The sequence below is a fragment of the Secundilactobacillus paracollinoides genome (genome assembly GCF_001702155.1).
Lineage (GTDB): Bacteria > Bacillota > Bacilli > Lactobacillales > Lactobacillaceae > Secundilactobacillus > Secundilactobacillus paracollinoides.
The window spans coordinates 298,520-318,381 of sequence record NZ_CP014912.1 but is presented as its reverse complement, the minus strand read 5'-3'; the positions used below and the strand labels follow the sequence as shown (position 1 = coordinate 318,381).

Below are 19,862 nucleotides of genomic sequence, written 5' to 3'. Positions count from 1 at the left end.
CCGGTTACCTTCTATTTTAATGGCGTAGAGGTCATTTTAACAGTTAAGCTTATTTTATTTACAAAAAGTAAGTGTAAAACTATTGGCTTACTAAATGTAAGTGATAGAGTAGATGACATTAAGACAAACGACATCACACATTTGGAGGGCTTACACTATGGTATTAACAAACGGTTACGAACAAAACGAAAATGAAAACCCATTGGACATTTTAAACTTAACTGAGTTGGAAGGAAAAGCAAAGGCTATCATTCCTACTGGCGGGTTTGGCTATATCTCAGGTGGTTCAGAAGACGAATGGACGCTACGTGCAAACCGGACGGCATTCCAGCACCGGCAGATCGTTCCAAAGGCCCTCAGCAACATTGAAAATCCATCTACAGACACCACTGTTTTTGGTATCGATTTGAAGACACCCATCATGATGGCACCAACCGCAGCACAGGGCTTAGCCCACGCAAAAGGTGAAGTGGATACGGCTGCTGGGGTTGCCGCAGCTGGTGGCTTGATGGCGCAAAGCACTTATTCATCAACATCAATTGCTGACACAGCAGCTGGCGGTCATGGCGCTCCTCAATTCTTCCAGCTCTACATGAGCAAGGACTGGAGCTTCAACGAATCCCTGTTGGATGAAGCAAAGAAGGCAGGCGTGAAGGGCATCATCCTCACCGTCGATGCCACTGTTGATGGTTACCGTGAAGCAGATATCATTAACAACTTCCAGTTCCCAATTCCAATGGCTAACCTGACCAAGTTCAGTGAAGGCGACGGTAAGGGGAAGGGTATTGCTGATATCTATGCCGCTGCTGCTCAAAAGATCGGCCCAGACGACGTGCGTCGCATTGCCGAATACACGGATCTGCCCGTTATCGTTAAGGGTGTTGAATCACCAGAGGACGCCTTATACGCAATCGGTGCTGGCGCCGCTGGTATCTACGTTTCAAACCATGGTGGCCGTCAATTAAACGGTGGCCCGGCCAGCTTCGACGTTTTGGAAAGCGTCGCAAAAGCCGTTAACCATCGTGTCCCTGTCATCTTTGATTCCGGCGTCCGTCGCGGTTCAGACGTTTTTAAGGCACTGGCATCAGGTGCAGACCTGGTAGCCATGGGTCGCCCAGCCATTTACGGTTTGGCACTCGGTGGTGCTCAAGGTGTTGAATCCGTCTTTACCCATCTAAACGATGAACTGAAGATCATCATGCAATTGGCTGGTACCAAGACCATTGCGGATGTGAAGCATGCACCGTTGCTGGATATTAAGTATTAGTGAACAATTCAATTGAATTTCAAAAACGACTGAGCGATGCTTGGTCGTTTTTTTGTTGCGTAAAGTGGTCAATTTATAGTTTGGTGGGCAAGTGCGTTGCATTCCGCAATTTGGCAGGCAGTCGAAGTGGCTCGCGATGAAGCTAATTCGATTGTCGTTGTGCGCCACTCGAATGGATCTCCATCGTCTCGCACATCAGTAACCGACCAAAGAACGGTCGCTAACTGATGTCGACACCACGACAGCCTGCCAAATTGCTGTATTCCACTAACTATGAGCATATTGGTGACGTTGGTTAAATATCAGCATACAGTCAAAGACAGTTCGAAGATTATCCGCCCTCGACTGCGAAGCATCGAAAGGCAGCGAACCTAGTTATGGTGATTATTGATGGGTGTAAATTAGTTACTGTAGTTAAGTATAAGTAACATTATGTTTCGCGGCGTAGTTGATAGCCCTTTTCTATAGCTAACCGCAAATATCAGCGGAGTGGAGCGGCATTCCAGAGCGCTACTTTTACATTGCCGAAACGTGCTCCGCAAGGCAGGAGGCTGCTGTGTAAGCAACTCTGGTCAAAAAAGTCAGACCCGGACTTTTTTGACCAGAGTTACTTACACTCCGCCTCCTAACCGGCTTGCTCCGCACTCTCTTGTTTTCTCATTTGACTTTAATCTCCCCAATCAGGTATAATAACGACAATCAATTAACGAAAGGGGTATGACCATGTTAACGACGCAATTACATCAATTGAATCGATTTAGCTTCTTCTTTAACGAGCCTGGCTATCGTCCAGTCCAGTTAAAGAAGAGGTCTTAACATGGCACTCTCTTAACGGATCGGGAAGACGGCTAGGCGTAACGCTTCGGCTGTCTTTCCGGTGATTTAACGCACCGGCGGACTATTCCCCGGTGCGTTTTTGTTTGGGCGGATGATCGTGGTGGGCAAATGAAAGGATTGTGAAAACATGGAAAATACAGGGATAACGCGACTAGTTGGGCGGTTAACAAAGCGCGAGACACTGGATCGATACTTAGATAAGGATAAACGACTGACAAAAACGATGGACGCAAAGGATTTACTGTTGTTGGGAGTCGGGACAGTTATCGGAACTGGGATCTTCATTCTTCCCGGCACCGTGGCTGCGCTGTACAGCGGCCCTGGTATCGTCTTGTCATTCGTGCTCGCAACATTAGTGTGTGCCACCGCTGCGATGTGTTACGCGGAATTCTCGTCTGCGCTGCCCGTTGCTGGGAGCGCGTACTCCTACGGCAACATCATTTTCGGCGAGTTCATTGGCTGGATCATCGGCTGGGCGCTGGTGCTAGAGTACATGTTGTCCGTGGCGGCCGTGTCTACTGGGTGGTCAGCCTACTTGATCTCATTTCTCAAAGGGTTTGGCATTACCGTTCCCAAAGCGCTGACGGGGAGCTTTGACCCGGCGCACGGCACCTACATTAACATCTTTGCGGTCGTGATCGTGCTGGCCATTAGTTTATTGCTGACGCAGGGCGTGAAAACGACCACGCGCATTAATAACATTATCGTGGTTGCCAAAATTGCCATTATTATTTTATTCGTCATTGTTGGGATGTTTTACGTCAAAACAAGCAACTGGCACCCATTCTTGCCATACGGGCCTCACGGTGTGATGCGGGGTGCGTCACTGGTATTCTATGCTTACCTGGGGTTTGACTGCGTTTCTGCTTCGGCGGCTGAAGTTAAGAACCCGAAGAAAAACATGCCGATTGGGATCCTTGGGACGCTGATCATCTGTACTGTGCTCTACGTGGCGGTTGCTGGGGTACTGACTGGAATGGTCTCCTACACGAAACTCAACGTTGCCGCACCGGTTTCATATGCGCTGCAGCTGGTCAATCAAAACTGGGTCGCCGGTATCATTTCCGTGGGTGCCATGGCCGGCATGTTCACCATGATGTTGTCTATGATCTACAGTTCATCACGCTTGATCTACTCGATTGGTCGGGACGGTCTGTTACCAAAACGGTTAGGGAAGATTTCAGAAAAACATCAAGTACCAACTGTCAGTTTAACAGCGGTGACCATTGTCATCGCCGTCATGGGCGGCCTTGTTTCACTGGACCGGTTGACCCAATTAGTCAATATCGGGACGTTGATTGCCTTCACAATGATGTCCATCGGGGTTATTCCATTGCGGCGGCGCAAGGACATTAAAAACGACGGCTTCCGTGTCCCGTGGTACCCAGTGTTGCCAATTATTTCGGCCCTGCTTTGCATCTGGATGCTGTCACAGTTACCGTTGGAAACCTGGATCGTTTCAGGAATTTGGTTTGCCTTTGGGATGGTGCTTTACTTTGCCTATGGCATTTGGCACAGCCAGTTGCAGAAAGATTAATCTGACTGTTAGTCCGTTGCATTCTGCAATTTGGCACTCTGCTGAGAGTGGCTCGCGATGAAGCTAATTCGATTTCTGCTGCGCAGCTCTCGAATGGATCTTCATCGTCTCGCACATCAGTAACCGACCCAAGGACGGTCGCTAACTGACGTCGACACCACAGCTCCGTGCCAAATTGCTGCATTCCACTGACATTGAGCTTACTTTTTACCACTGGTTAAGCATCACAATGGCGTTAAAACGAGTTTGTAGAGAATCCGTCCTTGACTGCCAGTCAGCCTATTGACAGCAATGCTTCTTAAAGTGTACTACTCATTAATGACGTTCAATTAGCAGGTTTTATAGCACCGCTCATGCAGTCTTATCATCTACGTTAACGATAACAAGTATCGTAGCGTAGTGGAGCCGTTCGGCCTTACACTCTGGGAGTTACCCGGCCTGCTCCACAATCTGACTACAGCCTGCAGGGCCGACCAGTGGAACGAAACGGCATCACCGCAGAAGTATTGAGTCAAAAACCGCTTTCAGAATTTTGTTGACTATTCATAACCAAGCGTCTATGCTTAACCTATCAAAAAAACGAAGCCGGGAGGAAATCACATGTTATCAGTATGTTGTCAAATGTGTTTGTGTCAAAACAACAAGCTTGCTGACCGTGATTTCCAAAACGTTCATGAGGTTGCCTTCTTATCGTCCTAAAATACGGATGAAGAAGATGCGTGAACAGGGGAAGTGTCTCAGGGCCAGTGGTGGTCTTGGGGCACTTTTTTCGTGCCGTCGTTGGTGGAGGTGTGGCGTTTCGGAGAGGTGTTTTGCGTCATAATTTGGGTCAATAGGAGATAGATGGTAAAAATGGTTAAGAAAACAAAATTACTCGCCACGCTCATGGTGGCGGGCGCCGCAGTATTGCTGGCCGCTTGTGGTAAACAGTCCAGCACGAGTAACAAGCAGGTGCTGAATCTCAGCATGTCCGCACCGATCGGGTCACTGGATATTTCAAAGTCGACAGATTTTAGTCAGACTGGGAACGTCTACGAAAGTTTTTATCGTTTGGGCAAAAATGGGAAAGTAACGCCGGGATTAGCAAAGTCCGGTACAGTTTCTAAGGACGGGAAGACCTGGACGTTCAAATTGCGTAATGCCAAGTGGAGCAACGGCACTCCCATCACCGCGAAGGATTTCGTTTATTCGTGGCGCCGGACTGTTAATCCAGCTACTAAGTCGCAGTATGCCTATTTATTCAGCAGCATTAAGAACGCGACCAAGATCAATGCGGGTAACGCTAACCCCGATACACTGGGCATCAAGGCGGAAGGTAAGCACACCGTTGTCGTTTCATTGACGAAGCCGGTGGCCTATTTTAAAGTCTTGATGACGTACTCGCTGTTTGCACCACAGAGTCAAAAAGTGGTCGACAAGTATGGCAAGAAGTACGCAACTAAGTCCCAATACAACGTGTATTCTGGACCATTTAAGGTCAAGGATTGGACCGGTACCGGCAACAAGTGGTCCTTCGTCAAGAATAACGATTACTGGGATAAAAAAGTTGTGAAACTCAGTAAGATCAATTACCAAATCGTTTCCAGCAACTCAACGGGATTGGATCTCTACCAGCAAAATAAACTGGACCTGACACCGTTGTCGAGTGAACAGGTTAAGAACTACCAAAACAACAAAGCGTTTAAGCAGTATGCCTTTGCGTACATCACGTATCTCAAGTACAACTTCAAGGATCCTAACAAGACGCGCCGGGCAGCCATCAATAATCGCAACATTCGGTTGGCGATTTCGCTGGCTATTGACCGTAATCAGCTGACCAAGAAGGTTCTGGGCGACGGCTCAACCACCCCAACCGGGTTCGTAACGAGTGGCTTAGCTTCTGATCCAAAAACTGGTAAGGACTTCGGCCAGGAACAAAAGGTCAAGGACCGTGTCGTATACGATAAGAAGATGGCCCAGTACTACTGGAAGAAGGGGATGAAACAACTTGGGATGAAGAAGTTGACCCTGAGTGTGATTGCTGCCAGTGATGTTACGGCTTCAAGTCCTTTAACGCAATATCTTAAAGCACAATTACAGTCTGTTTTACCTGGGTTTACGCTGAATCTTCAACTAGTCCCTCAACAGATTGCTGATTCAGATGGGCAAAAAGGCCAATTTGACATGACTGTTTCTAGCTGGGGTGCTGATTTCAAGGACCCAATTACCTTCCTGCAGATTCCAGAAACGGGAACCTCATACAATTACGGTAAATACAGCAACAAGGCGTATGATGCGCTGATCAAGAAGTCGGAAAACCAGGATGCCAACAATAAGGAAGCTCGTTGGAACGACCTCGTGAAGGCCAGCTGCCTGTTTACCAAGGATCAAGGGATGACGCCACTGTATCAGCAAACGACATCTTACTTGCAGAATCCTAAGGTGAAGGGGATTATTCATAACACTGCTGGTGAGGAGTGGAATTTTAAGAGTACTTACTTGAAGTAGAGTGCGGAACAAGCCGCTTAAGAGGTGGAGTGTAAGTGACTTTCGTCATCAAATCCCGGGTTTGGATTTGGTGACGGAAGTCGCTTACATGCAACCTCTTGGCTTGTGGAGCACGTTTCGGCAATAGAACATGTCCCCACGTCGCCAAAGACCAACACAGAGATGTGTTGGTCTTTTTTGAGTGTTGTAAAGTTTCTGGTAATACAAGTAGTTAAGGGTTAAAGTTCCTAGCGTGAACTTTCTAGGCAACCACGTCGAAACGAGTTCCACAAGGCACGGGGCTAACGTGTAACGGACTCTGACCAAAAAGTCAGGCCCGGACTTTTCGGTCAGAGTCCGTTACACACCGCCCCTAAACCGCCTTGTTCCACTCTCTATCTCTAATACCCTCCCTGCGTAGCCCCGCCACCATAACCGCCACCAGTGGTTCCGCCAGTAGCACCGCCAGTGGTATCAGTAGTCCCGCCGGTAGTCGTACTGCCAGCAGCCGTGGTGGTCGTATCATCGGAAGTGGATGCATTACCGGATGCATCATACAGCGTATAAGTTGGGTTATTTCCGTTTGAGAAGTCAAACCCAGCCGCCACATTGAGCTTATTTTCTTTGGTATTGTAGTTACTTACCGTCTTAGCTGAAAGGCCTAACGAGGCACGCAACATCTTTGAGACCCGGTTCAGTTCCTTAGTAGAAGGAACCTGATATGAGGACTCTTCGATATAGGCGCCAGTCCCTTGCAAGGTTGTTTTCTTAACTTTTTGGCCAGCCTGACGATCATCCTTAGCCAATTCAAGCATGTTGTTAAAGGATAAATCAGTCTTCATATTGCTTGAAACCAGTGACAGCAGTTTGTGGTAAGTCGATACGGACTTCGTTGCCATGACCTTTTTAATAATGGCCGTGATGACTTGTTGTTGACGTTTCTGTCGACCGTAATCGCCTTGAGGGTCTTCGTTACGCATCCGGGCAAAGGCAAGTGCGCGTTTCCCGTTTACGTGGTGGGTACCCTTGGTAAATGAGCTGTGGGTTGCGCTGTCGGTCCATGAGAAGTCTGCTTTGACGGTGATGCCGCCAATCGCGTTGACAACCTTTTCCAAACCGCCCATGTTCATCGTAACGTAGTAATTAATAGGAACGTTTGTTAATTTTTCAACGGTCTTGATGGCCCCGCCAGCCCCGCCAATCGTGTAAGCAGCGTTGATCTTTTGAACGCCTTGCGATTGACCGGAAGATGAATAGATCTTAGCAACGGTGTCTCGTGGGATGCTGACCATAGTGGTCTTTTTTGTTTTTGGATTAATTGTGACAACGATCATGGTGTCGGTCCGACCCTTAAAAGTCCGCCCGAGTGCACCGGTATCGGTTCCCATGAGGAGGACGCTAATGGGTTTATTCTTCGTAATAGCCGTTTTATTGCTATTATTGACAGCAGAGTAGGAGCCGGATAGGGTGCCCTTAGCCTGATAATAAACGTAGGCGGCACTGGCCCCAACACCTAACAGTAATACAATGATTGCGGACAAAACGATGGTCCGAATGCGAGAAAATGTCCGACGACGCTGTCGGTGACGTGGTGGTAATTGATTATTCATGGGGTCCTCCTTCAAGTTACTGGAATAGTATACAGAAAAATGACAGATATGTGACAAAATAAAGACAGTATTCAGTGAATCATAAGTTCCTTATTAGTTTGTTAAGGATTAGAGTGCGGAAAAGGGGCGGTTAAGGAGCGGAGCCTAAGGGGACTTTGGCATAAACGCCCGTTCCTGGCGTTTGTGCCGAAGTCCCCTTAGGTGCAGCTCCTTGCCCCTCGGGAGCACGTTTCGGCAATATAAAATGTCCCCACGTCGCAAGGCGCACTCAAGAAACTGAAAAGGCACATCCCGTACCTGGCGTTTGTGCCGAAGTCCCCTTAGGTGCAGCTCCTTGCCCTGGAGCACGTTTCGGCAATGTGAAATGTCCCCACGTAGCAAGGCGCACTCAAGAAACTGAAAAAGCACATCCCGTACCTGGCGTTTGTGCCGAAGTCGCTCACACAAGAGCACTTCAGAAGCATATTCAAAACTATAGGAAATGTTCCCGTTTCAAAAAACACGAAACAGTAGAAAGACAATTATACACATTTCTCGCAAACAGACAAGTGTCCAATATCTGTTGCACTTGTTCGTGCTGTGATAAATCAATAACAAACCATCGAAAAAAACAACAAGCCATATTCTAATCACTGAACCTTAAAATAACCTGCGATTCTAAAAAAAAATAAAAAACCGACACAATGTTCAAAAAATGCTTGCATTTAAATGCTTTATAAGTTAAGTGTTTCTTATCGATTTAATTGTACACAACTTATTAGATGTCAGTCACTCTTAGTAAGCGTGTGTTTATTGCACCGTTTTGCTGGTTTATACTATTGAGTTTAACGAGCAGCGTTGCCATAACACCATTTGCTTGTCACTTTCAGATATAGCACGGGTTTCGGTGGGGATTACCGTTAACTGTGTGGGTTAGGCAACTCATGAAACACGAATGTGACCCATAATCAGGGGAAACCGATTATGGTCAAAACGATGCCGCCGCCGGGGAGTTATCGTAAACGATAACGCGCAGTTGTATTGGTCGTCATATTGCATAGGAGTAGTAATCAGTTTCTAACCATACCCAGCACCACCAGATTAAACGGTTTAGTGGTGCTTTTTTTGACACAAAAAACACCTCGGATCGTCAGCAACCTTGACAGTCTGAGGTGTTTTATTAAATCAAGCGGTAAATACATAGTAGATCAAGCGGTTTGTGATTAAATGATAATGCCGTTGCAGTGGTCGATTTCGTGTTGAATCGTTTGCGCGATAAAATCACTAAAGGTCTGGGTGTGTTCCTGGAATTTTTGGTCCAAGAATGTCACTTCGATCGTACCGTAACGTTTGGCTGACCGCTGCCCGACAAGTGAAAGACAGCCTTCCTTAGCCGTGTAAGGATCAGACGTCTTCGTAATTTCAGGATTGATCATGGGCACTGATAGGATGCCCATTTGAACGGCGATGATGCGTTTGTTGACGCCAATCATGTTGGCGGCCATGCCGACGCACCGGTCCTGGTTGGCCCGTAACGTGTCCATCAGGTCGGTAACGGTAGCGGCATCCTGGCGCGTGGCTTTAACGGCCTTGCGCTTCAGGAAACCCTCATCGTGGTTAATTTGTTTGATCATGGTTTCGCTCCTCAGTTTAAATAATATCGCTATTATAGCCGAGAAAACGCTCTCCATGCAAGCTAGATAGAACTGAAATCATTGTGTGGCAGCTGTTGGCACGCTGACTTCAGTCGTGGTTGTCGTAATCGTCAGTGCTAGGGGGTGCTGCAATGACACACGGGGTAGCGGCATATGTAGTACGAGGTTGCGTCCCGCTACACGAGGGTTGCACCAGCTTACCAGTCATCATCGAGTTGGGCAGGATGCCCTGATGACCTCGCTGGACGTGTCCATTCAGAAAACGGATGCGCTGGACGATTGCGCACTGGTTGCCAGTAAGGCCCGCGCACCAATTCGCTTCAAATCGAAGCGGCCGACCTGCGCGAGTGTTGCTGACAACCAGGATATTATTTACGGGTTAGGCCTTTACGGCAGTGGCTTCCTTGGCCGCTTGGAGACGTTTCAATTCCCGTTGCTTGCCGCGTTCTGCCAAATGAACTTCGTGAGTCAAGAACGCGTGAGTCTTGGCGTTATACCCGTGCTTTTGCCCCAGTTTAACCAGATACCCGTTAATGTAGTCGACTTCGGTTGGCCGGTAGTTATGCATATCCTGATACATAGACGGGTAGTGGAGGGGATTGGCAACCTTGCTGACGTAGTTAACGCTGTCCAGTTCCTCCTGCCGAGTGGTGATCATCTGCACGCCATCGCGCTCACACACGTCGTAGGCTTCATCGATCAGCTGACGACTCATCTCATCGGCGCCTTCGTAGTCAGCGTATTCGCCCATGGTCATTTCAAACATCGTGCAAAGCGTGTTGACCACGGAATTGAAAACGACTTTGACCATCAGGGTACCACGGAAGTTCGTCGTCAACTCTGGATTGAACTGGGCTTTTTTGAGCTGTTCAACCAGTTTGTGGGTGAATTCGTCCGTTTTTTCGGTATAGTTCGCAAGCTTCATTGATCCCGCACCGCGCTTGCCGATAAAGTCGACGTCGCCAGCCCCGTTTAAAACAGTTGCCACGAGGGCGGTCCCAGCAACGACCTTTTCCGGCTTAAAGTACTTCAATAATTTTTCAACGTGTCCCATCCCGTTCATGCAGGTAAAGGCGTACTGGTTTGGCTTGAAGAAGTGCGCACACCGTTCCAACATGTCAGCCAACTGCATCTGTTTTAAGAAGAACACGTAACAGTCTGGATCGCCCGTATAGCCTTCAGGGTAGTAAACATTCAGCGGGACTAGATGCTTGTTTTCGTGATCTCGTGACACGTAAACGCCGCCTTGTTCATGCATGGTTTCGACATTCTTTTCCCAGCCATCCACAAAATCGACTTCGTTGCCCGCATCCTGTAACAATAACCCGTAACGTAATCCCATGGCGCCTGCGCCAACAACTGTAAACTTCATATGTATGATCTCCCAAAATTATATTTTGATAGAAAAAGGGTGCCCCAAAGACCATGAGTCATGATCTTAAAGGGCACCCTTATGTGCTTTACCACCTTTTAGCTTCCCATCCGTCACCGAACAGGACTTACGATCTGCGTATTCACAGATCCATTTTGGTAACGGAGTGTGACTCCGTTTAGCGTTACTCAAGTTCGCGCTAAATGCCTAGAGGTGATTTGTTCAGCCTATTTCCCGCTTGCACCAACCCGGGATCGCTGTATAGCGGCTGAACGTTGTCCTCGTAAACGCATTGCTCTATCAAGTTGACATTATCATAACACCTTGATGAGAAACGTCAAGAGGAATTCTCATTTTAATTTAATTATTTTAGGAGTTGTTAATTGTCGCTGCGTTCCGCCGGTTGGCTCTGCAGACTGTAGTGGGGTCGCGAGGAAGCTAATTTTTGGCGTTGCCAAAAGTGGATCTCCCTCACGCCCGCATGAGTAAATGACCCAAAAACGGTCATCAACTCATGCTTTCACTACTGCCTGCAATGCCAACCGGCTCCACTCCGCTACATAGTAGTGATCATTCAATGTGGCATAAAAATCCTCAACGAGCACCTTAGGTCATCATCACGTAGTTAAGAATGCCCTTGGTGTTCATCGAATGGTACTAAGCAGCCATGAAAGACTTGACATCAGTATTCGTTGCTACAAAACTGAGAACAGTTGGTTTATTCCTCATCCTCGTGCTTTTCGCCACGCCAGATCATATCCAGCGCATGCGCCACCGTCACCGGCAATGGATTTTCAGTTGTCACTGGTTGCCAGTGGTCACCATCGTTGCTGGTGCCGCGGTCGCTGACGTAGATGGTTCGGTCGTTGAAGCTTAATTTGAATGCTGTTTTCGTCCGGTTGGTAAACGTCACCGTGATGCCGCGTTTCACAGCGTTGATGAGCAGGATGCGCAGCTGGACATTTGTGGCCATAAAACGGTCGGTAGCCGTGTTCGCAGACTGTTTATTACGCATGGCAATGCCGGTGGCAAACCGCTCCTGACTGCTGAGCCGACTCTGTGTGTACAGCATGTACGCCGGCGTTTTTTCTGGACGATGCAGGGTGTACCTTGCGTCATTAAAGAGGGTTGCGGAAAGCGGCAACTGCAACGCATGGCTCATTTCTTCCATTGTGTTCACGAGCATTTCGCCTTCTTCAACTCTGGCGGAAATCGTCGTGGGATCTTCAAGCGCGACTGCATCGTTGGCGGCCGTCCCCGTAGCTACCCAGTCATCTGCGGGTTGTTCCTCATCCAGCCACAACAGGGTCAGTAAGAAGCACCGCAAAAACGTAATTTGGGCACTATTAATGCCATATGGCGAGAAGGGGTTCAGGTCGATGTTACGCAATTCCAGATACTCAACGCCAGCCGTGCGCAGGTCATGAACTTCATGGCCACCGCGTAGTCGGACTGGAGCGTAGAATTCCTTATCCTGCGACAGTGTACCAGCCGCTTCAAGCCGGTCTAAGTCGGCTAAATAATGGGGCATGTCCGCGTATGACACGTGCACATCTGGGCCGTTGGTGTAGCCATAGTGGCTGTTCCGGATGCTGCGAACCGGTTTTGTTGGCCGGTCATCATCCGTAAAATAGCCCGGTTCACTCGTTGGCGATGCGCCCATGAGGTAGGTGATCAACCACTGGTACCGCAAATAGTTGCGGGTCACCTTAAAGTAGAGGGCTGTCTTGAAGTCGCCAAAATCAGGAATGTCATTTTGCTGGTCAAAGAGCTGTTTTACCAGCGCCGGGTCAAATTCGAAGTTGAAATGGATTCCACTGACCATTTGCTTGCGACGGCCGTAAACTGCCGCCAAATGTGACCGGTATGCCACATCGTGCGGGTCACTCAGCTTAGCCAATTGGATGTCCTGCTCGTCCTTAGGCAGCGCTGGCGGCATGCTGATCGGCCAAAGTACCTCGTTGGGGGCCATTGCCGTTTCAGCCGTCGTGTGCAACAATTCCAGCCAGTTGGTCAGGTCTGTCGTCCGCGTACAGATCGGCGTGATCAATTCCAGCTGCGTTTCCGCAAAATCTGTTTGAATATAGGGGTGATAAGCCCGGCTACCCAGTGTTTGTGGGTGGTCAGTTGTGGCTAATTGCCCTTGAAGCGTGGCGCGTTGCCCCTCGCGTTCAATGCCCATCTTACACTGGGCAAAACTGCCGGCCACATTTGTATGGCGCAGCATTTCTTGCATGTTCATGACATAAATCCCCCTAAGTGTCGTCTAGTGTCAAGATCAAGGTGGTGCTTTTTTAAATTAAGTCGTTAATAAGGTGCGTTTTTAGTTTAAGTAGTCATGATTCTAGCGCGAAAACAAATGAGCGACAAGCGAACAACCGAAAATGTCATGCATTTGTATTACGCAAGGCTTCATAGAATTTTTTTATTAATAGTCCCGCCTTTATGGTTATTATATATCAATTTAATCGGTGTCGAAACCTGAATCATGAAATACAGATAGCACCGATTGTGTAGATAATGATTACATGTATTTTGATGCACGTGTTCCAAAAGATGATAATACAATTCGCTAAAATTGTCTAAGAAAGCTGTGAAACAACTATAATTATGACGCGATAGTCGCACCATTTTAGTAGTTTCAAATCCAGCGAGCAAGCAATCATTGAAGAGGTTCAGGTAACGCCACATTTATCTAGCGGAGTCGGCTATTTTTACAAATAAATCACCGTAAATTGTTGGGTTAGTTTGAAAACTATATAATCATTTTAATTCATACATCACCTTAACGATTTGTAAACAAGTTATAATTACATTGGAGGAGTAACCACTGGATGATTATCCTGGTTACTGACAATAATTTGATGTGTATTGTGGCGTAGGTAGACATGGGGGAATCATAATGCTGAAACGATCAGAGTATCGGAAATTAATGCATGATGAAAACACGATTATTGTTCGGCCAAAACTTTATAAGGCCGGTAAACGTTGGCTGGTTGCTGGTGTCACAACATTGTCGATCGGATTAGCTGGTGTCGCGGGGGCTTCAGTAGCTAAAGCGGACACAACGACGGCTGATGCGGATACGACCGCGGTTACGACTAGTGACTCAAGTAGTACCACTTCGACGACGGCCAGTGACAGTGCCGTTTTAACAAGCAACTCTGAGAGCACTGCAGGTTCAACAACTGAAAGCAGTGCCTCAGATACTCCTGAGGCTGCAACAAGCACAACGACAACTGCTACTAGTGATACGAAGACAGCTTCAGAGACGACAACAGCACCTGATACCACTGCGAAAACTGCTGCAACAACTTCAACGGCTGCCACCAGCACTGAGAAGCAGGCAAGCGAGACGAGCACTACAGATACGACTGCACCTGCTGCTTCAGCAAAAACGGCAACCGATTCAACAACGGCGGCAACTGATGTGAAAGCAGCAGTCACGCCAGCTGAAACGGAAACAACTCAGTCGCAACCAGATACGGAAGCACCGGCATCATCGACTACTGATAACCCTGATGAAGTAACGGTCACAAATCTGGGCGCCACGGATGCCGCGACGCTGGCTGATGCGAAGACTCAGGCGGCTGCCACTTACGCAGCAAGTGGGGTCGCGCAGATGATTACGGCGGTTGACGCGGCGGTTGATGTGCCGTATACGTTGGCGGAAGGAATCACTGCTGACGATTTAGTTGCCAAAATGACTGCTGATTCAACTACAACAGTACCAACTGGCGAAGCTGGTATTATTACGTATCACTATGTTGATGCGTTGACTGGCGAGACGATTACTGGTGTGCCTAATCCGTTTCAAGCAGCAGTTAACGGCAAAAAGCCAACGTTAGATGGGACAAACACAGAAGCATATGCTTATGGTAATTTGAGTTCAGACGTCAACGTTGCAAATAACGCGGTTAACTTGCAAGGTTATGTCTTGATTAGTGATATTTCTACGCTTGCAGCAACCAAGAACAAAGCAGGTGCGCAGTCTGTAACCTTGTATTACGTCCCGCTTTCTGATGTCATTGTGCAAATGGTGGATGAAGATACTGGCGATGTTATTTTTCAACAAACACTACCTGGCAGTTCGATGAATGCTTCAGATGGGACTCATCCAGCTAACGGCTATGATACATCAGCTTTGGCATCTGTTGTGGTTCCAGGATACACCTTAGTTTCAACACCAACGGACGCAACAGGGACGTTTGACCAAACACAACTGAGTGCCACAGATAGTAATCCAATTCTTGTACAATATTTGTACAAGAATACAGCTACTTCAGATGATGAAGATTACACCTCAGCACCATCAGCGCCGACTAGTGGTGTGGCAACCACTTATCCAGGTGCCACTGGTCAGACATATAATTTGTATAACAATGGCCTTCAGGCTGCTCTCGATGCCAAAACGGCTACAGGATACACGCTTGTCACCAGCCAAGGTGATCCCAGCGGAGTCATGAGCAGCAATGGTGAATATATCAGATTCTATTTCTTACCAAATGCAGACGTAACCGTTAACTACACGGCAATCAATCCAGACGGCAGTACGACATCACTGGATACTCAAACAGTATCAAATGCTGGGGCAACGGCTACACAGACACACTCTTTAGGAACCTACACAACGACTGCTGAATCGTTCACGGGTTATACACTTAAAGAAGTGGTTGGAAACGCAACTGGCACTTATGGTCCGTTTGGTCAGCAAGTGACCTATTACTACACTAAGAATGATCCAACAGTGACAACGGATATTGTCTCAAAGACCGTTAACTTCGTTGATCAGGATGGCAACACGATTGCACCTTCAGTCACCCAGAACCTTGGAATCACAAAGAGTGTCGATGCTGTGACTGGTGACATCACTTATACCCCGGATCCTGGCACGTTAGATGCTGTCACGATGCCAACCATCACCGGCTACCACGTTGTCCAAAGTGCCGACTTATCCGGTGCACGAAAGTCAGAAACAGTCGCATTTGGCGACCCTGACCTTACCTACACCGTGGTTTATGAAAAGGATGCGCCTGCAATGGAGACTGACGTAGTCGCTAAGCAAGTGACGTTCGTTGACCAAAACGGCAACACGTTGAGTCCTGAAGTCACGGTGGCCGTTGGGTTTACCAAGACGACGGATGCAGCTACTGGTGAAGTTACCATTACACCGGAAAGCCGGACGCTTGCTGGTGTTACGTTGCCAACGATTCCAGGCTACCACGTGGTCGTCAGCACAGATTCTGACCAGGCAACTAGTTCGCAGACCGTCCACTACGGCGATAGCAACCTTGAACTGACCGTGGTTTACGAAAAGGATGCCGTTACCCCGCCTGATAACGGCAACGGTAATGGTAATAGCGGTACTGATACGGGCAACAATTCAAATCCAGGGACCGACACTGGAAATGGGACTGGAACAGATACCGGGACCACACCTGGTGATACGACTAGCACTGGAACTGATGGCAACACGGGTACCACAACGACCAATCCAGGCGACGTTACGACCGGGCAGCAGCCTGCTGTTGTACCAAATGGCGGGAACTCGACTGGTGGCAATTCTGGCACAACGACCGCTACGACTGGTAATACAGCAACTGGTAACGGGCAATCTGGAACCCCTGAGAATGGCGTTGGGTTGACCACAACCGCAAACAGCGTTGGGTCGGCAACCACTCAGGCTGGTACAGCCAACGACTCACGGATGGGACGGTATCACAAACTACCGCAGACCTCCGAAACACAGGAGAACGCTGGGGTTTTTGGCTTACTGGCTCTGGCAACCACAATGGCCGGCTGGCTTGGGTTTGAGAAACGGAAACATGACTAAATGAAGTCAATGAGATCCTAATTAAAAGGCACTGCGATGATCGGTCATCGCAGTGCTTTTTTGAATTGTGAAATGATGAATAACCCGATTAATCTATGCAAGTACCTAATCATTGTTCAGCTTAATTGGAATATTATACAATCACGGTTAAACTGTTTGTTATTTAAAACTGCATAATATCAACGATATACTCAAGCACTTAATCTTTGAATCACATGAGAAACTAAATCTTCTTTCATAAATATTGAGTAGTTATACATTAAAGGGTACATTTAAAGAGGATTATCATGCACTTATTCTATGTTGAGGTTGAGGTAAGATTATGGGAAAGAAGAAAATTACACTGATCGGGTTGATTCTGATGGTGTTTACGACGATCTACGGATTCGCCAACACCACCATTGCCTTTGATCAGATGGGGTACGCCAGCATTATCTGGTATATCCTTGCGGCGTTATTTTTCATGCTGCCAAGTTCGCTGATGTTTGCTGAGTATGGGTCTGCGTTTAAGGACGCCCACGGGGGGATTTATTCGTGGTTGGCCGAGTCCATCGGTGAACGACTCGCGTTCATCGGTACGTTTATCTGGCTGTCGTCCTGGATCATCTGGATGGTTTCAACGGCTTCGAGAGTCTGGATTCCATTTTCAACGATTTTTGCCGGCCATGATGCCACGCCGAGTTGGCACATCATGGGGCTCGCTTCTACCCAGGTGATCGGGGTGCTGGCCATCCTATGGATCATCTTCATTACCTGGTCAGCGAGTCACGGGATGGATATGATTGCGCGTTTATCTTCCATTGGGGGCATCTTCGTCACGCTGCTCACCGCGATTTTTGTGCTCGCAAGTCTAACGGTTTGGATCGCAAACCACGGCCAGTTGGCCCAACCGATTCACGGTATTGGGAGTTTCATTCATTCGCCTAATCCAGAGTTCCAGTCGCCGATTGCGTTTATTTCGTTTATCGTCTACGCCATTTTCGCTTATGCTGGCGCGGAATCTCTAGGTGGCGTGACTGATAGTTTGGATAAGCCGGAAAAGACGTTCCCACGGGGATTGATCTTTTCAACGATTGCCATCACGATTGCCTATTCGCTCTCGATTTTCCTCTGGGGTGTCAGCACAAATTGGCACCAGGTGCTATCAGGCAACCAGGTGAACCTTGGGAACATTACGTATGTTTTGATGAATAACCTTGGGGTATCCTTAGCGACGAGCTTAAACTTATCTGCACACACGGCTAGCATCATTGGGGCTTTGTTTGCAAGGTTCGCCGGACTGGGCATGTTTATTGCTTACCTGGGGTCGTTCTCCGTCTTGATTTACTCGCCGCTGAAGTCGTTTATTATGGGGTCCAACCCAAAGTTCTGGCCTAAGAAAATGACCAAGTTAAACGGCAAAGAAATGCCAAGCTATGCGATGTGGACGCAGGCAACCATTGTCTGTGTGCTGATCTTTCTCATTGCCTTTGGTGGGTCAACGGCCCAACGGTTCTACATGATTCTCACCGATATGTCGAACGTGTCGACGTCGTTTCCATATCTGTTTCTGATCGGCGCCTTTCCGTTCTTTAAACGCCGGACAGATCTGGACTATAGTTTCCATGTTTACAATAATAAAACGCTGACGAACATCATTGTGACCATTGTGTTGATCGTCCTTGTTGGGGGCATTGGCTTTACCTGTGCTTACCCGATTATTACGCACGATTATGTGACTGCGTTCTGGACGATCATTGGACCTGTGTTCTTTGGGACGATTGCTTGGATCTTTCTGAGTTATCAAACGCGGAAACAGGCGCGGGATTAGGTTTATTTTGGCGTGTTAAAGAGACTGTCTGGGGTGATGGGCGGTCTCTTTTTTTTGCTTTTGGAGATACATTTGTTCGGAAAGGTCAGGGGGCTGGGGTCTGTGAAAAGGCAGATCCGCTTTTTTAGTGCTTATTATGTACTAATGATTAAGTGGCGGCGTTTTCTACTGTTATCTAGCTGAAACGTGTTCGGAAAGGCACGGGGCGGTGTGTAACGGACTCTGACCAAAAAGTCAGGCCCGGACTTTTCGGTCAGAGTCCGTTACACACCGCCCCTAACCCGCCTTTCCTCACACTCTAAAAACCGTCACCCACCAACGCTTATTCGGGGGTGAGTAAGCCGTTGGTACTACTAGGTGACGGTACAAAGACACTATGTGACAATGTGAAACAAGAGGCACAGACCTTCGACGATGTTGCATTGTCAGGCAAAGGTTATGGTGTGTCGAAGGTATGTAGGTTAGCGCCTTGTGACGGCGCCAATCGGTGCAGGATTTTATTTTGTTAGAGTTCCAAGAAGATGCCGGCTTGGTCTAAGTCATTAAAGAATGTATTCACTGTCTCGTCACGGCTCCAATCCCGCTGGAATTCGCAGGCGAGTTGGGCGTAGGAAACGGGGGTGGCGCCAGCCTGTTCAACACGCCGGAGAGCAGCCTCGTGAGCAACCTCACTCGTCCCACCCACGGCATCCACGACGGGGAAGACTTTGTAGCCCTCCTTTAACGCGTCAATTGTTGGGAAGGTGAGACAGGCTTCGGTCCATAATGCAGCGATGATGAGGTTAGGACGGTTGACGCTCTTAACAGCACCGAGAAACTCCTTATCTTCCCAAGCATTGATGGTGGTTCGGTCGTAGGAAGGAATGTCGCCAGTAATGCGCTTGAGTTGTGGAATTGTGTCCTTATTACGGCCAGTTGCGACGTTGACGGTTGATAGGATGATTGGTACCTCAAAGTCCTTCATGAGCTTGGTGACCGCAGAGATGCGCTGGACTAATTCAAAATGGGGCATTGAATTGATCGAATTGATCTGTGTCGGTTGGTAGTCTATTAGTAAAAATGCACTTGTTTCTGGTGTCAGTAAGTTATCAGTTTGTGGATCTCGTCGGTCAAAGCTTGTCATTATGATCAGTCCTTTCAGGTTTCTGGCCACAGTATAAGCGCTTACGTTTAAATTGGGAAGTAAGTCAATTTAAATACGGTGGATTTGTGTCTGATATTATAGCTAAATGTAGCGATTTATGGCTGTTTTATAGCGATCGGGAGGATTAACTGGGATTGCATAAATGTTCATAAACAGGTGTTCAAAAGAATATTTACACAACAAAAAGCGACTAGTTGGTTGACTAGTCGCTTTTGAGTTATTGGTTTTTATTTCTAGTTGATATTGTGGGGACGTGCTCAGTTGGATGGTTCTTTCTTGGCAACATAGCGGAAACGCGCTCCACAAAGCAAAGACTTGCACATAAGGGCACTATGATACAAAATCCAAAATC

Annotated in this window: 10 protein-coding genes; 5 read left to right on the top strand and 5 right to left on the bottom strand. The window is 47.8% G+C overall.

Features of this window, described 5'->3' with window-relative positions; genetic code table 11:
• Positions 1 to 157 precede the first annotated feature (157 nt).
• The 3 genes from AYR61_RS01225 to AYR61_RS01215 all read left to right on the top strand — a co-directional run bounded on the left by AYR61_RS01225 (position 158) and on the right by AYR61_RS01215 (position 6,128).
• Entirely contained in the window at positions 158 to 1,267 is a 1,110-nt protein-coding gene (locus AYR61_RS01225; protein ID WP_056987380.1) for a lactate oxidase, read from the top strand.
• A 964-nt stretch (positions 1,268 to 2,231) separates the two neighbouring features.
• Positions 2,232 to 3,641: an APC family permease gene (locus AYR61_RS01220; RefSeq protein WP_065901138.1), complete on the top strand. Its 1,410-nt coding sequence runs from the start codon at positions 2,232 to 2,234 to the stop codon at positions 3,639 to 3,641.
• A gap of 852 nt (positions 3,642 to 4,493) precedes the next feature.
• Positions 4,494 to 6,128, top strand: a complete 1,635-nt coding sequence (locus tag AYR61_RS01215; RefSeq protein ID WP_065901136.1) for a peptide ABC transporter substrate-binding protein — start codon at positions 4,494 to 4,496, stop codon at positions 6,126 to 6,128.
• A gap of 380 nt (positions 6,129 to 6,508) precedes the next feature.
• On the opposite strand, the gene AYR61_RS01210 is transcribed toward AYR61_RS01215, so the two are convergent.
• From AYR61_RS01210 to gshAB, 4 genes are all read right to left on the bottom strand, one after another.
• The gene (locus tag AYR61_RS01210) at positions 6,509 to 7,717 is read right to left on the bottom strand and encodes an LCP family protein (protein ID WP_065901133.1); all 1,209 of its coding nucleotides are present in this window, start codon (positions 7,715 to 7,717) and stop codon (positions 6,509 to 6,511) included.
• Between the two features lie 1,202 nt (positions 7,718 to 8,919).
• Entirely contained in the window at positions 8,920 to 9,330 is a 411-nt protein-coding gene (locus tag AYR61_RS01205; RefSeq protein WP_054712293.1) for a peptide deformylase, read from the bottom strand.
• A gap of 400 nt (positions 9,331 to 9,730) precedes the next feature.
• Complete coding sequence (locus AYR61_RS01200) at positions 9,731 to 10,723, bottom strand: ketopantoate reductase family protein (RefSeq protein ID WP_065901130.1); 993 nt, start codon at positions 10,721 to 10,723, stop codon at positions 9,731 to 9,733.
• Positions 10,724 to 11,441: 718 nt separating this feature from the next.
• A complete protein-coding gene (gene gshAB / locus AYR61_RS01195; RefSeq protein WP_065901117.1) occupies positions 11,442 to 12,965 on the bottom strand; it encodes a bifunctional glutamate--cysteine ligase GshA/glutathione synthetase GshB in 1,524 nt (507 codons plus the stop codon).
• A 660-nt stretch (positions 12,966 to 13,625) separates the two neighbouring features.
• Between gshAB and AYR61_RS01190 the strand changes: the two genes are divergently transcribed.
• The gene (locus AYR61_RS01190) at positions 13,626 to 16,556 is read left to right on the top strand and encodes a mucin-binding protein (RefSeq protein ID WP_065901114.1); all 2,931 of its coding nucleotides are present in this window, start codon (positions 13,626 to 13,628) and stop codon (positions 16,554 to 16,556) included.
• Positions 16,557 to 16,878: 322 nt separating this feature from the next.
• On the top strand, positions 16,879 to 18,366 hold the full coding sequence (gene yjeM / locus AYR61_RS01185) for a glutamate/gamma-aminobutyrate family transporter YjeM (RefSeq protein ID WP_054712284.1): 1,488 nt from the start codon (positions 16,879 to 16,881) through the stop codon (positions 18,364 to 18,366).
• A gap of 505 nt (positions 18,367 to 18,871) precedes the next feature.
• Here the strand turns inward: yjeM and AYR61_RS01180 are convergent.
• Positions 18,872 to 19,489 carry an isochorismatase family protein gene (locus tag AYR61_RS01180; protein ID WP_054712280.1) on the bottom strand — a complete coding sequence of 206 codons (618 nt, stop codon included), beginning with the start codon at positions 19,487 to 19,489 and terminating at the stop codon, positions 18,872 to 18,874.
• Between the last annotated feature and the right edge of the window lie 373 nt (positions 19,490 to 19,862).

Excerpts from the sequence above, each read along its gene's own strand:
- AYR61_RS01205 (WP_054712293.1), bottom strand. The coding sequence starts at position 9,330 with ATGATCAAACAAATTAACCACGATGAGGGTTTCCTGAAGCGCAAGGCC.
- AYR61_RS01225 (WP_056987380.1), top strand. The coding sequence starts at position 158 with ATGGTATTAACAAACGGTTACGAACAAAACGAAAATGAAAACCCATTG.
- gshAB (WP_065901117.1), bottom strand. The coding sequence starts at position 12,965 with ATGAACATGCAAGAAATGCTGCGCCATACAAATGTGGCCGGCAGTTTT.
- AYR61_RS01215 (WP_065901136.1), top strand. The coding sequence starts at position 4,494 with ATGGTTAAGAAAACAAAATTACTCGCCACGCTCATGGTGGCGGGCGCC.
- AYR61_RS01220 (WP_065901138.1), top strand. The coding sequence starts at position 2,232 with ATGGAAAATACAGGGATAACGCGACTAGTTGGGCGGTTAACAAAGCGC.
- AYR61_RS01180 (WP_054712280.1), bottom strand. The coding sequence starts at position 19,489 with ATGACAAGCTTTGACCGACGAGATCCACAAACTGATAACTTACTGACA.
- AYR61_RS01200 (WP_065901130.1), bottom strand. The coding sequence starts at position 10,723 with ATGAAGTTTACAGTTGTTGGCGCAGGCGCCATGGGATTACGTTACGGG.
- yjeM (WP_054712284.1), top strand. The coding sequence starts at position 16,879 with ATGGGAAAGAAGAAAATTACACTGATCGGGTTGATTCTGATGGTGTTT.
- AYR61_RS01210 (WP_065901133.1), bottom strand. The coding sequence starts at position 7,717 with ATGAATAATCAATTACCACCACGTCACCGACAGCGTCGTCGGACATTT.
- AYR61_RS01190 (WP_065901114.1), top strand. The coding sequence starts at position 13,626 with ATGCTGAAACGATCAGAGTATCGGAAATTAATGCATGATGAAAACACG.